The sequence below is a fragment of the Microvirga sp. 17 mud 1-3 genome, from assembly GCF_003151255.1.
Classification (GTDB): Bacteria; Pseudomonadota; Alphaproteobacteria; order Rhizobiales; family Beijerinckiaceae; genus Microvirga.
The window spans coordinates 3,383,216-3,396,850 of sequence record NZ_CP029481.1 but is presented as its reverse complement, the minus strand read 5'-3'; the positions used below and the strand labels follow the sequence as shown (position 1 = coordinate 3,396,850).

At 67.7% G+C, this 13,635-nt stretch carries 10 protein-coding genes and 1 tRNA gene; 6 read left to right on the top strand and 5 right to left on the bottom strand.

The window, feature by feature from the left end:
- Positions 1–32 precede the first annotated feature (32 nt).
- Positions 33–2,501, top strand: a complete 2,469-nt coding sequence (gene hrpB, locus C4E04_RS15975; RefSeq protein ID WP_109598929.1) for an ATP-dependent helicase HrpB — start codon at positions 33–35, stop codon at positions 2,499–2,501.
- Between the two features lie 6 nt (positions 2,502–2,507).
- Here the strand turns inward: hrpB and C4E04_RS15970 are convergent, their stop codons facing one another.
- From C4E04_RS15970 to aroA, 4 genes are all read right to left on the bottom strand, one after another.
- Positions 2,508–2,885 carry a methylglyoxal synthase gene (locus C4E04_RS15970; RefSeq protein WP_174219283.1) on the bottom strand — a complete coding sequence of 126 codons (378 nt, stop codon included), beginning with the start codon at positions 2,883–2,885 and terminating at the stop codon, positions 2,508–2,510.
- Positions 2,886–2,898: 13 nt separating this feature from the next.
- Positions 2,899–3,705, bottom strand: a complete 807-nt coding sequence (locus C4E04_RS15965; RefSeq protein ID WP_109598925.1) for a DUF1194 domain-containing protein — start codon at positions 3,703–3,705, stop codon at positions 2,899–2,901.
- A gap of 67 nt (positions 3,706–3,772) precedes the next feature.
- Positions 3,773–4,402: a (d)CMP kinase gene (cmk, locus tag C4E04_RS15960; RefSeq protein WP_109601199.1), complete on the bottom strand. Its 630-nt coding sequence runs from the start codon at positions 4,400–4,402 to the stop codon at positions 3,773–3,775.
- 8 nt (positions 4,403–4,410) lie between these two features.
- Positions 4,411–5,760, bottom strand: coding sequence for a 3-phosphoshikimate 1-carboxyvinyltransferase (gene aroA / locus C4E04_RS15955; RefSeq protein ID WP_109598923.1), 1,350 nt, complete (start codon positions 5,758–5,760; stop codon positions 4,411–4,413).
- Between the two features lie 165 nt (positions 5,761–5,925).
- On the opposite strand from aroA, the gene C4E04_RS15950 reads away from it, so the two are divergent.
- From C4E04_RS15950 to C4E04_RS15930, 5 genes are all read left to right on the top strand, one after another.
- Positions 5,926–6,306 carry a TIGR02300 family protein gene (locus C4E04_RS15950; RefSeq protein ID WP_109598921.1) on the top strand — a complete coding sequence of 127 codons (381 nt, stop codon included), beginning with the start codon at positions 5,926–5,928 and terminating at the stop codon, positions 6,304–6,306.
- A gap of 82 nt (positions 6,307–6,388) precedes the next feature.
- A tRNA-Ala gene (locus tag C4E04_RS15945) sits at positions 6,389–6,464 on the top strand.
- Between the two features lie 276 nt (positions 6,465–6,740).
- Positions 6,741–8,315 carry a bifunctional diguanylate cyclase/phosphodiesterase gene (locus C4E04_RS15940; protein WP_109598919.1) on the top strand — a complete coding sequence of 525 codons (1,575 nt, stop codon included), beginning with the start codon at positions 6,741–6,743 and terminating at the stop codon, positions 8,313–8,315.
- A 193-nt stretch (positions 8,316–8,508) separates the two neighbouring features.
- On the top strand, positions 8,509–9,711 hold the full coding sequence (locus C4E04_RS15935) for an efflux RND transporter periplasmic adaptor subunit (RefSeq protein ID WP_245416120.1): 1,203 nt from the start codon (positions 8,509–8,511) through the stop codon (positions 9,709–9,711).
- A 23-nt stretch (positions 9,712–9,734) separates the two neighbouring features.
- Positions 9,735–12,869 (top strand): efflux RND transporter permease subunit, encoded by a 3,135-nt coding sequence (locus C4E04_RS15930; protein ID WP_109598917.1) that lies wholly within the window; start codon positions 9,735–9,737, stop codon positions 12,867–12,869.
- A gap of 32 nt (positions 12,870–12,901) precedes the next feature.
- Here C4E04_RS15930 and C4E04_RS15925 read toward each other — a convergent pair whose 3' ends face one another.
- A complete protein-coding gene (locus C4E04_RS15925) occupies positions 12,902–13,624 on the bottom strand; it encodes an MOSC domain-containing protein (protein WP_109598915.1) in 723 nt (240 codons plus the stop codon).
- Positions 13,625–13,635: the final 11 nt, after the last annotated feature.

Genomic DNA, 13,635 nt, shown 5'->3' with positions numbered 1-13,635 from the left:
GCCCTCGGGCGCGCCATGCGCCATCAGGCGGCATGCGCGCCTTCGAGACAGCCCTTCCCATCGACGCGGTGCTCGCCGATCTTGCGGCGAGCCTTCGCGCCCGCCCGAACGCGGTCCTCGTGGCGCCGCCGGGGGCGGGTAAGACCACGCGGGTGCCCCTCGCGCTCCTCGACGAGCCCTGGACCGAGGGGCGCAAGCTCATCGTGCTGGAGCCGCGCCGGCTCGCCGCCCGGGCGGCGGCGGACCGGATGGCCCGGACCCTGGGCGAGGCAGTGGGCGAGACCGTCGGCCTTCGGGTGCGCCTCGGTTCCAAGGTCGGCCGCCGGACCCGGATCGAGGTGGTCACCGAGGGCGTGTTCGCCCGCATGATCCTCGACGATCCGACCCTCGACGGTATTGCGGCCATCCTCTTCGATGAATTCCACGAGCGCTCCCTCGATGCCGATCTCGGCCTCGCCCTGGCGCTCGACGCTCAAGGCGGCCTGCGGGAGGACCTGCGCCTCCTCGTCATGTCCGCGACCCTCGACGGTGCCCGGGTCGCCCGGCTTCTGGGCGATGCGCCCGTGATCACGTCGGAGGGCCGGGCCTATCCGGTCGAGACACGCTATCTCGGGCGCGATCCGAACCGGCGCATCGACGAGCAGGTGGCCGATGCGGTCTCCAGGGCCCTGCGGGCGGAGCCCGGCTCGGTCCTGGCGTTTCTGCCGGGGCAGGGGGAGATCCGCCGCGTCGAGGCGCTTCTGCGCGAGCGCATCTCCGATCCGGCCGTTGACCTGGCGCCTCTCTACGGGGCGCTCGACCGGGCCGAGCAGGACCTTGCGGTGAGCCCGGCGAAGCCCGGCCGCCGCAAGGTCGTCCTCGCGACCTCCATCGCCGAGACCTCGCTCACCATCGAGGGCGTGCGCATCGTGGTGGATTCCGGCCTCGCGCGGGTGCCGGTCTACGAGCCGGGCATCGGCCTGACGCGGCTGGAGACCGTGCGCGTCTCGCGCGCCGCCGCCGATCAGCGCCGGGGCCGGGCAGGGCGCACGGAGCCCGGCCTCTGCTACCGGCTTTGGGAAGAGGCGGCGACCGGCGCGCTCGAACCTTTCGCCCGCCCGGAAATCCTCTCCGCCGATCTTGCGCCGCTCCTTCTCGATTGTGCCGCCTGGGGCGTCACGGACCCGACGGTTCTCGCTTTCCTCGATCCGCCCCCGGCTCCGGCCCTGAAGGAGGCGAGGGCCCTGCTCGAACAGCTCCACGCCCTCGACGGGCAGGGCCGGATCACCGAGACCGGCCGCCGCCTGCGCGACCTTCCCCTGCCGCCCCGGCTCGCCCGCATGGTGCTGGCCGCCGGCGAGGCCGGGCGGGCCCGGGACGCGGCCGATATTGCGGCCGTGCTCGTCGAGCGGGGACTCGGGGGCGATATGGCGGACGTGTCCGACCGGGTCGAGCGCTTCCGCCGTGACCGCTCCCGGCGAGCCGAGGACATGCGCCGTCTGGCGGAGGGCTGGGCACGCAGCGCGGGCTCCGCGTCTTCGGCCGGAGGCGAGCTGTCGTTCGGCGCCATTCTGGCGCTGGCCTATCCGGACCGTATCGCCAAGGCGCGGGGCAAGCCCGGGGAATACCTCATGGCCAATGGGCGCGGCGCCTCCCTGGAGCCGCACGAGCGCCTGGCCAGGAACCCCTATCTGGCCATTGCCGAGATCGCAGGCGGCGCAGCCTCCGCGCGGATTCTGGCGGCGGCGCCCATTGCGCCGGACGCGATCGAAGCCCTGCTCGGCGACGAGATCGAGCGGCGGGACGAGGTGGTGTTCGACCGGCAGGCCCGGTCTCTGCGTGCCCGCTCGGTGAGGCGCTACGGCGCCCTCGTGCTGGGCGAGCGCCCCTTGCGGGTTCCGGCTACGGAGGAAAGCGCCCGCGCCCTCGCGGCCGGGCTGGCCTCTCTCGGCCTGTCGGCCCTGCCCTGGTCGAAGGCTCTCGCCCAATGGCGCGAGCGGGTCATGTTCCTGCGCAAGGCCGAGGGGGAGGAATGGCCCGACCTGTCGGACGAGGCGCTCGCCGCGACCGCCGAGGAATGGTTCGCGCCCCATCTCGTCGGCAAATCCGGCCTGTCCGAAATCGGCCCGGACCTTCTCGGCGAGGCCCTGAGGGAACTTCTGCCCTGGAACCTCCGGCGGCGGCTCGACACGGAGGCGCCGACCCATGTGGAGGTGCCGACGGGGTCCATGATTCCGGTCGATTACGGGGGCGAGGAGGGCCCCGTCCTGGCGGTCCGCGTCCAGGAACTGTTCGGCCTCGACCGGCACCCGACCCTGGCGAACGGGCGTGTGCCCCTGATCCTGCATCTGCTCTCGCCGGCCCATCGACCGATCCAGATCACCCGCGACCTGCCGGGTTTCTGGCGCGGCTCCTGGGCGGCCGTACGCGCCGACATGCGCGGGCAATATCCCAAGCATCCCTGGCCGGAGGATCCGGTCAGCGCACCGCCGACCCGCAGGGCCAAGCCGCGCGGCACATAAGGTGTCTTAAGGATCGAAGCTGATGATGAGGCGCTCTGCCGTGGCCCGGTTGAGGGCCATCGGGATGTTGTAGACGAGGGCGAGGCGCATGAGCGCCTTCACGTCCACGTCGTGAGGGTGCGGGGACAGGGGATCGACGAAGAAGAACAGGGCGTCGATCTTCCCCTCGGCGATCATCGCACCGATCTGCTGATCGCCGCCGAGGGGGCCGCTCTTCAGCCGCGTGACGGACAGCGCAGGGCAGCGCTCCATCACGCGTCCGCCGGTGGTTCCGGTGGCGAAGAGCGTGAAGGGGCGAATGGAATTCTCGTGCATGGCGACGAAATCGGCCATGTCGTCCTTTTTGGCGTCGTGGGCCACGAGCGCCAAGGTCAGCTTGTTCATGATGGGTCTGGTGTCAGTTGTTCCAACGGTCGCGCCACTGCATCTCGCCCGTCAGGCAATTGGCGCGGGGGGGAGCCTGGATGCGCTCGATCCGGAAATCCTGACGAGGCGTGAGATTGGCGACCTCGAGCAGGATCTTGGTCTTGATGGCGTTGACGAACTGGTCGCGCTCGCGAACCGGAACCATGAACGCCCCCTGACCTCCGATGACGCAGTCCCTGTAATAGATGTCGAGATCCGGGATGTCGAGGTAGCCGGGCTTGTGCAGCATGATCGGCAGGCCGTTGATGACGATTCCCTTGGCGAGGGTGTCGTTCCGGGCCTGCTCGACCGTGCGGCCCTGGTTGTTGGGGCCGTCGCCCGAGACGTCGATGACCCGGCGGGTCGGGCTGACGTCGAGCTCGTCGAAAAGGCGCGTCGCGAAATCGATGGCGCTCGAAATGGAGGTGCGCTGGGCGCGCCGCAGGGGCGTCGACGCGATCCTGTCCGCAAAAGCCATCAGGCTCTCGGAATTGTCGAGGACCGTCCAGGGGACGATTACCTTCTGGTCCGCCGATCCGGCCCATTCCATGTAGGTGACGGCTATGCGGCCCAGAAGCCCGCCCCGGATCGCCTCGTGGACGAGGGGAGAGCGGAACGCCTGGGCGAATCCCTCCCGCTGCAGGGCCTGCTCCTCCGTATCCATCGAAAAGGAGATGTCGACCGCCAGGACGAGGGCAAGGTCCACCTCCGTCTGGGCCTTGGCCCGGGGAGATACGACCAGAAAGGTCAGGGCCAGGACGAGACCTGCGGCAAGGCGCATGCAGCCGGAGCGAACCATCGGTCATCTCCTTCGAGGAGCCGGTCTGGTCCGATGAAGTGTGCCAGCTTCTCGGCATGACGCAAGGTCAAGTTTTGCGCCGTTTTTCCTCCACGACCGCGAGGGCCGCCTGGAAAGCCGCGTCCGCATCGAGGTCCGTGGTGTCCAGCGTGACGGCGTCGTCCGCGGCCCTGAGCGGGGCGGTGGCCCGTGTCATGTCCCGCTCGTCCCGGCGCCGGATGTCGGCCAGGATCGTCTCGTAGGCCACATCCTCGCCGCGCCGCAGGAGTTCGAGATGGCGGCGGCGGGCCCGCTCCTCGGGGGTTGCCGTGATGAAGAGCTTCACGTCGGCGTCCGGGCAGACGACAGTGCCGATGTCCCGGCCGTCGAGCACGGCCCCCGGCCCCTGGCCGCCGAACTGCCGCTGGAAGTCGAGCAGGGCATCCCGGACGGGCTGGTAGGCGGAGATGACCGAAGCGGCCTCGCCCATCCTGGCGCCGCGCAGGTCCGGCGCGTCGAGATGGGAGACGTCGAGGGTCCGGGCCGCCAGCGCCGCGGCGTCCCGGTCCGTGAGGGGCGTGCCGCGGGCCATCAAGACGGCCGCGACCGCCCGGTAGAGGAGGCCAGTATCGAGATGGGCGAAGCCCAGATGGTCCGCGAGGCGCTTGCCGAGGGTGCCTTTGCCGGACGCGGCAGGGCCGTCGATGGCGATGATCATGGCGCGCATCAGTCGATGATGGTGGCGCCGAGCTCGCGCATGAGCGGGATAAAGGTCGGGAAGCTGGTGGCGATCATGGCGCCGTCGTCCACCGTCACCGGCTCCTCGGTCGCCAGCCCCATGACCAGGAACGACATGGCGATGCGGTGGTCGAGATGGGTGGCGATCGGGCGACCGCCGCCCCGGACCTTACCGCCCGTGCCATGGACCACGAGGTCGTCGCCCTCGATTTCGTGGGGGACGCCCGTCTCCGCGAGGCCTGCCGCGACGGCCGCCAGACGGTCGGATTCCTTGACCCTGAGCTCGTGAAGGCCCTGCATCCGGGTGGTTCCTTCGGCGAAGGCGGCCGCGACGGCCAGGATCGGATATTCGTCGATCATGGCGGGCGCCCGCGCGGCCGGAACCGTGACGCCGGTCAGGCGGCTCGCCTGCACGCGCAGGTCCGCGACCGTCTCGCCGCCCTCGTCCCGCTCGTTCAGGCGCTCGATGGAGGCTCCCATCTCAAGAAGCGTCGTGATGAGGCCCGTGCGGAGCGGGTTCATCATCACGCCTTCGATCACCACGTCGGATCCGGGCGTGATCAGCGCCGCAACGATCGGGAAAGCCGCCGACGAGGGGTCGCTCGGCACCACGACGGTAGAGCCCTTCAGCTCAGGCTGGCCCTGGAGCGTGATGGCGCGGCCGTCCTCCCCGTGGGGGACGACTTCGACCGTTGCGCCAAAGTGGCGCAGCATCCGCTCTGTATGGTCCCGGGTCGCCTCGCGCTCGATCACGGTGGTCCGGCCAGGCGAGTTCAGGCCCGCGAGCAGGATCGCGGACTTGATCTGGGCGGAGGCGGCCGGGGTCTCGTAGGTGATCGGGATTGTCTCGCGCGGCCCGCGCAGCGTGAGGGGCACGCGCCCGCCCTCCGCCTCGCTGACCACAGTGACGCCCATCCGGACAAGGGGATCGAGAATACGGCGCATCGGGCGCTTGCGCAGGGAGGCGTCGCCGTCGAAGGTGGTGGTGATCGGGTGGCTGCCCGCCACGCCCATCATCAGCCGGGAGCCGGTGCCCGCATTGCCGAAATCGAGGATGCCGGCTGGCTCGCTCAGGCCGCCGATGCCGACGCCGAGGATACGCCAGCGGCCGGGGCCCTCGCGGGTGATCTGGGCGCCGAGGGCTTTGCAGGCCTCTGCAGTGCGGAGCACGTCATCGCCTTCCAGGAGGCCCTCGACCCGGGTTTCGCCGATGGCGAGCAGGCCGAAGATCATGGAGCGGTGGGAGATCGACTTGTCGCCGGGGACACGAAGGCGCCCCTTCAAGGCCCCGCCGGCCCGGCCGGTGACGGGTGATGCTATTCCGTGCGCGTGTCCCATGATGGCCCCCTTTATTGTCTTGCAGGGCGGCTCCTAACATGCACTTTCGGTGCCGTCATCCCGCACGGGGTCCCGCTTTGGGCTTCCCGGGAAATTTCTTGTTTGACAAGGGATGCCCCCGCGACTAACGGAGCCTTCCCAACTATCCAGATTGAGGCATTACCCGTGGCCAAACCGGAACTCGGCTTGAAGCGCCAGTGCATGAGCTGCGGCGCGAAATTCTACGATCTCAGCAGGGATCCCGCTGTCTGCCCGAAATGCGGCACCGTCTTCCAGGCGACCGCCATGAGCCGCGTCGCCGCTCCTGCGGTCGCTCATGCGGCCAACGATGAGGACGAGACCGAGCTCGAGACGGCGGGCGCCGAAATGATTTCGCTCGACGAGGTCGAGGCCGGCGAGGCCGAGAAGGACCTGCCCGGCGACGACGACATCGATGTGGCCGACGACGTCGCCGATGACGACACCTTCCTCGAGGATGAGGAAGAGGGCGACGACGATGTCTCCGACCTGATCGACAGCGATCTGGAGGACGATGAAGAGGCTTGAACCTCGCATCGGACCCGACTATAGAGACGCCGCTGCTTCGGCAGCGACCCTTTCCGCGGTGCCCCAACACCGCGGCCAGCGTGGGGCCATAGCTCAGTTGGGAGAGCGCTTGAATGGCATTCAAGAGGTCGGCGGTTCGATTCCGCCTGGCTCCACCAAAGACTTCCCGGACATCTGAATTTCCGCCCCAGAGCCTCCGCCTCGCGGCTCGTGCCCGCCGTGCGGATGTTGTGCGCCTCTGCGGTTCCCCGGCATCGATTGCGGTCTCCCATTCGCACCATTCCGGGCGAATTGGTTAACCCTGTTGCTTCAGCAAATTTTAAAGGCCGGACGGCCAAGGTTTTCCGAATGGCCGCGTTCGCCCTCCGGTGACGCGGTTTTTGCCACCAACCCTGGCTGGAGGATCGCCGGCATGCAAAGGGGAAGGCCGCCGGATGACCCGCATGCTCTTGTCGCGCGACGCGATCCTCTCCGTCTACAATTCCTCGGGGCAGGATACGCTCGATCTGTTGGGCAGCCCTGAGCCGGCTGCCGCGCCGCGCCAAACCCGCTCCCGCTCCGGCCGCTCTTCGTCTGCTCAGGAAACGTCGAGCCACGAGGCATCGCATCAGGAGGGGCCGAGCCAGGATGGCGCTGGCCAGGACGGATCGGCCTGGGAGCCGACGCGGGCCCACGCGCCGGAGGACGGCCTGACGGGCGTCTACAGTCGCAACCACTTCCAGGGCCGCTGCGCCGAAGCCATCGCCCGAGCCGAGGCGGCGGGCAGCCGGCTCGCCCTCATCCTGCTCGGCCTCGACCGCTTCAAGGATCTCAACGGCTCCTTCGGTTACCAGATCGGCGACGACGTCCTGATCGACATTGCCCGCGGCCTCAGGGCCCTGCTGGGCCGGAACGACGCGATCGGCCGCTTTGGCGGCGACGAGTTCGCCCTTCTGGTGACCGATAGTCCCGCACGTGAAGACGTGACCTCTTTGGCGGGCCGCCTGCTCGAGGTCACGGCTGCGATCATGCGCCGTTACCTGCCGCGGCTCAGGTCCGGTGCCAGCCTCGGCATCGCGCTCTTTCCGGAGCACGGACGCCAGGTCGACGAGCTGATCCAGAATGCCGATCTGGCGCTGCACAGGGCCAAGAACGAAGCGCGCGGGCAGGCGCAGATTTATGCCCCGCACATGCGCGCCGCCGCGCTGGGCCGACTTGAGCAGCTGGCGGCTTTCCAGCGTGCGCTCGAAGCCGGCGAGATCCAGCCGTTCTACCAGCCGCAGATGCGTCTGACGGACCGGCGCGCCTGCGGGTTCGAGGCCCTGGCCCGTTGGGTGCGCCCGTCCGGCGAGATCCTGGCGCCGGGCCAATTCCAGGCGGCCCTGGAAGATCCGGATACGTCCACCCTTTTGGGCGAGCACATGCTGAGCGCCGTCAGCCGGGATCTCCAGCACTGGAGCAAGGCTGGGCTGCCGCGCTGCAAGGTGTCGGTCAATGCGGCCGCGCCCGAGCTCAAACGGGGCGATTATCCCGAGAAAGTGGCCGGGCTGTTCGCCGCACAGGGAATTGCACCTTCGCAGCTGACGGTGGAGATCACCGAGTCGGTGCTCCTGGACGACAGGGGCGCGGATGTGGCCCAGACGCTGGGGGCGCTGCGGCAGCTCGGCGTCTCGATTGCGCTCGACGATTTCGGAACCGGGTTCGCGTCCCTGACGCATCTGAAGAGCTATGCGGTCGACCAGATCAAGATCGATCGCTCATTCATCGTGCACTTGGCCACGAGTCCGAACGACCGGGCGATCGTGCGTGCAACGCTCGATCTGGCCAAGAGGCTCGGAATGCAGACGGTGGCCGAGGGTCTGGAGGATGCCGCGCAGCTTCGCTGCCTGCAGATGCTGGGATGCGACCAAGGCCAGGGATTCCTGTTCAGTCCGGCGCTGCCGGTGGACGAGGCGGCGGCGTATTTCAAGGCGCATCATGCGTACCGCAGGGCCCAGCTCTACCAGTTCGTCCTCCCGGCAAGGCCTTAAACAAAACCCTCAGCTCTCGCGATGTAAATGGGAAAATTAGCCGTTTGATGGAATTGTCCATCTTGTCCGTTTGCTTATGTCTCCTCTAAGGTAAGCTAAGATGTCGCGGCCTGCGGCATTCCCAGGCTGAAGCGATCGGAGGCCGATCGCTCCCTACGGCTTATGAATCATCCCCGAGGCCTCGGAGGGCAAGGTGATCAGGCGCATCCTCTTCGTCGTCCTGGCCGCTTTGGTGGCCGCAGGTGCATATTACGTCCTCGTCTTCCGTCCATCCCACATGCCATCAGTGCCCCAGGCCCAGGCCGCGCAGCCTCCGCCACAGGTCGGCATCATCGTGGCTCAGCCTGCAGAGGTGCCTTATCCGGTGGAGTTCGCCGGTCGCGTCGCAGGCTTCCGCGATGTCGAGGTGCGCCCGCGCGTCGGCGGGCTTCTTCTCAAGCGGGAATTCGAGGAGGGTGCGCGCGTCAAGCAGGACCAGGTGCTCTTCCGAATCGACCCGGCTACCTACGAGGTGGCCCTGAACCGGGCCACGGCGCAGCTGGATCAGGCGCGGGCGGCCCTGCAGGAGGCTGAGGAGAACTTCAACCGGATCGAGCCGCTCGCCCGCCGCGCCATTTCCACGGAGGCGCAGCTCACGGAGGCCCGCTCCCGTCGGGACCAGGCCCGCGCCGGCGTCCAGCTCGCCGAAGCCGAAGTGCAGAACGCCAAGCTCAACCTGGACTACACCACCGTGACAGCTCCGGTTTCCGGAATCACGGCCTTGCAGTCGCCCTCGATCGGCTCGCTTATCCTGGCGCAGCAGACACTTCTGACCACTATTACGCCGCTCGATCCCGCCTATGTGAACTTCTCCTTCACGGATGAGGAGGGCCGCGCGTTCCGGGTCCTGAACGAGCATCGGGACAACCCGATTTCCGAAAAGGATCTGACGGTCGAGCTGCAATTCACCCCGGAGATGCGCTATCCCCAGACCGGCAAGATCGATACGGCGGCCCAGCGTGTCGACCCGCAGACGGGGACGATCCAGGCGCGAGCGGTCTTTCCCAATCCCGACGGTGTCCTTCTACCCGGCCAGTTCGTGCGGGTGCGCCTCATGGGCATTGCGCTCCCGGACGCGATCGTCGTGCCGCAGCAGGCGGTAAGCCAGGGGCCACAGGGGCCTACGGTCTATGTGCTCGGAGAGCACGACGTCGCCCAGGTCCGGCCCGTCCGGCTGGGCCCGGAACTCAAGGAGGGTTGGGTGATCAGCGATGGGCTGCGCAAGGGTGAGCGGGTCATCGTCGATGGCGTGATCCGCGTCCGCCCAGGCCAGCCCGTCAGGCCGGTGCCGGTATCCTCCGGCACCACGTCCGCACCAGCAGCGCAGCCGGCGCCGGCCGCGAAGCCGCCCGGCTGACCCGCCGCAGGAGCGCGCCCATCATGTCGACGTTCTTCATCAACCGCCCGATCTTCGCCTCGGTCCTGTCCATCGTCATCCTGCTGGCCGGGCTCCTCGCCATGCGGGTCCTGCCGATCGCGCAATATCCCGAGATCGTTCCTCCTCAGGTCGTGGTTTCGGCGACCTATCCGGGCGCGAGCGCCCAGACGATTGCCGAGACCGTGGCAGCGCCCCTGGAGCAGCAGGTCAACGGCGTCGAGGACATGATCTACATGCAATCGACCTCCACGGGGTCGGGCACCATGAGCCTGGCGGTCTATTTCAAGACGGGCACCGATGCGGACCAGGCGACCATCAACGTCAACAACCGCGTCCAGCGCGCGACAGCGGTCCTGCCCGAAGAGGTGCGGCGACAGGGCGTCACGGTCACGAAGCAGTCATCGTCGATTCTGCAGATCGTCACCCTGTCGTCCCCGGATCGGCGCTACGACACGATCTACATCTCGAACTACGCGCTCGTGAACATCATCGACGAGCTGCGGCGAACGCCCGGCGTAGGCGATGCCTCCTTCTTCGGCGCTTCCGACTATTCGATGCGCATCTGGCTCAAGCCCGACAAGGTCGCCCAGTACAACCTCACGCCGGGCGACATTGCGAACGCCATCCGGGAGCAGAACGCCCAGTTCGCGGCGGGCCGCTTTGGCGAGGAGCCGATGCCCGGCAGCCAGGCCTTCACCTATTCGGTGACGACACAGGGGCGCTTTGCGGATCCGCGCGAGTTCGAGCAGATCATCCTGCGCTCCGATGAAAACGGCGGGGCGCTGCGGCTGAAGGACGTGGCGCGGGTCGAGCTCGGCTCGCAGAACTACTCGACCGTCTCGACCCTCAACGGAGCGCCGACGGTGCCCATCGGCATCTATCTCCAGCCCGACGCCAATGCGCTGGAGGTCTCGCGGGCCATCGAGTCCGCGATGGAGCGGCTCTCGCGGCGTTTCCCCGACGGGTTGCGCTATGACGTGCCGTTCAACACCACGCTCTTCATCAACGCATCGATCGAGGCGGTGGTCCATACCTTCATCGAGGCCATCATTCTGGTGGTCGTGGTGGTCTTCCTGTTCCTGCAGAACTGGCGGGCGACGGTTATCCCGGTCCTCGCCGTACCGGTCTCGATCATCGGCACCTTCGCGGGCATGTATCTGCTCGGCTTCTCCATCAATCTCCTCACCCTGTTCGGGCTCATCCTGGCCATCGGCATCGTGGTCGACGATGCCATCATCGTTCTGGAGAACGTCGAACGGATCATGTCGTCGGAGGGAAAGAGCCCGCGCGAGGCGGCGATCCAGGCGATGCACGAGGTCAGCGGGCCGGTGGTGGCCGTCGTGCTCGTGCTCTGCGCAGTGTTCATCCCAGTGTCGTTCCTCGGCGGGCTGGCCGGCGAGCTCTACCGGCAATTCGCCGTCACCATCGCGGTGTCGGTGGTCGTGTCCGGCATCGTGGCCCTGACCCTGACGCCGGCCCTGTGCGCGGTCTTTCTCAAGGAGGGACATCAGGAGCCCTGGCTGCCGTTCCGCGTCTTCAACCGCGGCTTCGACTGGCTGACCCAGCGTTTCGTCGGCGGCACCGCCTTCTTCCTGCGGCGCGCCCTGGCGGTCTTGGCCATCATTGTCCTGATGTTTGGGGCCACCTGGTGGCTGTTCCAGCGGGTCCCGGGAGGGCTCGTGCCGGCGGAGGATCAGGGGTCCTTCTTCCTTGTGACGATGCTGCCGCCGGCCGCTTCCCTCGACCGGACGATCGCCGTCACCGCGAAGGTCACCGAAGGGGCGATGCAGAACCCGGCCGTGGCCGACGTGGTGACGATTTCAGGCTTCGATTTCCTGTCCGGGGCGCAGAAGACCAATGCGGGCGTGTCCTTCGTCACCCTCAAGGACTGGTCGGAACGCACGGATCCGAGCCTTGATGCGCGCAATCTCGCGCCGTCTTTTGCAGCCCTCAACGCCAATTTCCGTGACGGGGTCGTGATCGGCTTCAACCCGCCCCCCATCATGGGCCTGAGCACCACGGGCGGTTTCGAGTTCTATCTTCAGGACCGCTCCGGCGGCAATCTGGAGAGCCTCGCCCAGGCGGCTCAGCAGGTGATTCAGGCGGCCAGCCAGCGCCCGGAGCTTGCGGGTGTCTCGACCACGTTCAACACGGGTGTGCCCCAGTACCGGATCGATGTCGACCGGGACAAGGCGAAGGCGCTGGGCGTGCCGATCACGACCATCTTCGACACCATGCAGAGCACGTTCGGGAGCCTGTACGTCAACGATTTCAGCCTGTTCGGCCGCACCTATCGGGTGAGCCTGTCGTCCGAGGCCCAGTTCCGTCAGACGCCGGATGATCTGCGGCACGTCTTCGTGCGTTCCGCCAACGACACGATGGTTCCTCTGAACGCTCTGGTTTCGGCCACCCGCATCGTCGGGCCGGATGTAGTCGACCGGTTCAATGTCTTCCCGGCGGCGAAAATCCAGGGCAATCCGGCGCCTGGCTATTCGTCCGGCCAGGCCATCGCGGCCATGGAGCAGGTGGTCGCCCAGACCCTCTCGTCCGATTACTCCATCGGCTGGACTGGATCCGCCTATCAGGAACTGCAATCGGCCGGAACGGGCACGCAAGGGTTCGTGTTCGGCCTCATCATGGTGTTCCTGATCCTGGCGGCGCAGTACGAGCGCTGGTCGCTGCCGTTCGCGGTCATCGCGGCGGTCCCGTTCGCGGTCTTTGGCGCCATCCTGGCCATCTGGCTGCGCGGCATCGAGAACGACATCTATTTCCAGGTCGGTCTCGTCACCCTCATCGGCCTGGCGGCCAAGAACGCGATCCTGATCGTCGAGTTTGCGACAGAGCGCTACCGCGCCGGAATGCCGGCCTACGAGGCCGCCCTTGAGGCAGCGCGGCTCCGGTTCAGGCCCATCGTCATGACCTCGCTCGCCTTCATCCTCGGTGTCGTGCCGCTGGCGACCGCGACGGGCGCCAGTTCGGCCAGCCGCCACTCCATCGGCACGGGCGTGATCGGCGGCATGCTGGCCGCGACCTTCCTGGCGATCTTCTTTGTCCCGCTGTTCTTCCGACTGGTGACGCGCGACAGGAAACGCCAGGAGCCTGCTGAGGCGCCGGCTCCTCCGGCGCCGGCCGAATGAGGCCAGTCGCTCGCAGAACGGGGCACTCCGCTTCAGGAACGCTCCGGCGCCGCAGGTGCTTGGCCCGGGTCGCCGACGAGGCGGCGGGACCAGTCTTCGACCTGACCGGTCGCGAGGCGCTTCTCGGCGTGCTTGCGCCAGTTTTCCGATAGAAGCGTGAGAGCGGTCATCGCGGTGAGCTCCGGGATGTTCAGCTTGTCGACATAGAGCGCGCGCCACAGGCGCTCGATCGTCCAAGAGGGAACCGGGCGCTCGACCAGGACGAGTTCATCGCCGGCCTCCACGAACCCTGGCTCGATCACGCGGTAATACCAACCGGTGCGGCCGCTGGTCTGGACGCGTGTCGCCATGTCGGGAACGCCGAAGCGAGCATTGAGCTTCCAGCAGGGCTGGCGCCCCTGGCTGACCTGGATCAGCGCCTCGCCGGCGCGGAAGATGTCGCCGATGGCGACCTCCGCCTCGGTGAGGCCCGTCGTCGAGAGATTTTCGCCAAAGGCTCCGGGCCGAAAAAGCACGTCGCGTTCCCCCAGCGCGGCGCGCCAGGTCGCGTAGTGGTCGAAGGCATAGTGGTGCACGGCCTTCTCAGGGCCGCCGTGATGTCGGCGGTCGCCCTGTTCGTCTCCGGTCAATCCTTCAGGGCCGAGCCAGACACGGTCCGGGCGTGGGCGCTTGGCTATGCCGCTCGGGATCCCGCGCGGCCCGAGCGGCGCCACGGATCCCGTGAGAAGCTGCTCGATGCGGTATGCGGTTCTCATGATGACAGGCC

Excerpts from the sequence above, each read along its gene's own strand:
- hrpB (WP_109598929.1), top strand. The coding sequence starts at position 33 with ATGCGCGCCTTCGAGACAGCCCTTCCCATCGACGCGGTGCTCGCCGAT.
- C4E04_RS15970 (WP_174219283.1), bottom strand. The coding sequence starts at position 2,885 with ATGAACAAGCTGACCTTGGCGCTCGTGGCCCACGACGCCAAAAAGGAC.
- C4E04_RS15965 (WP_109598925.1), bottom strand. The coding sequence starts at position 3,705 with ATGGTTCGCTCCGGCTGCATGCGCCTTGCCGCAGGTCTCGTCCTGGCC.
- cmk (WP_109601199.1), bottom strand. The coding sequence starts at position 4,402 with ATGATCATCGCCATCGACGGCCCTGCCGCGTCCGGCAAAGGCACCCTC.
- aroA (WP_109598923.1), bottom strand. The coding sequence starts at position 5,760 with ATGGGACACGCGCACGGAATAGCATCACCCGTCACCGGCCGGGCCGGC.
- C4E04_RS15940 (WP_109598919.1), top strand. The coding sequence starts at position 6,741 with ATGACCCGCATGCTCTTGTCGCGCGACGCGATCCTCTCCGTCTACAAT.
- C4E04_RS15930 (WP_109598917.1), top strand. The coding sequence starts at position 9,735 with ATGTCGACGTTCTTCATCAACCGCCCGATCTTCGCCTCGGTCCTGTCC.
- C4E04_RS15925 (WP_109598915.1), bottom strand. The coding sequence starts at position 13,624 with ATGAGAACCGCATACCGCATCGAGCAGCTTCTCACGGGATCCGTGGCG.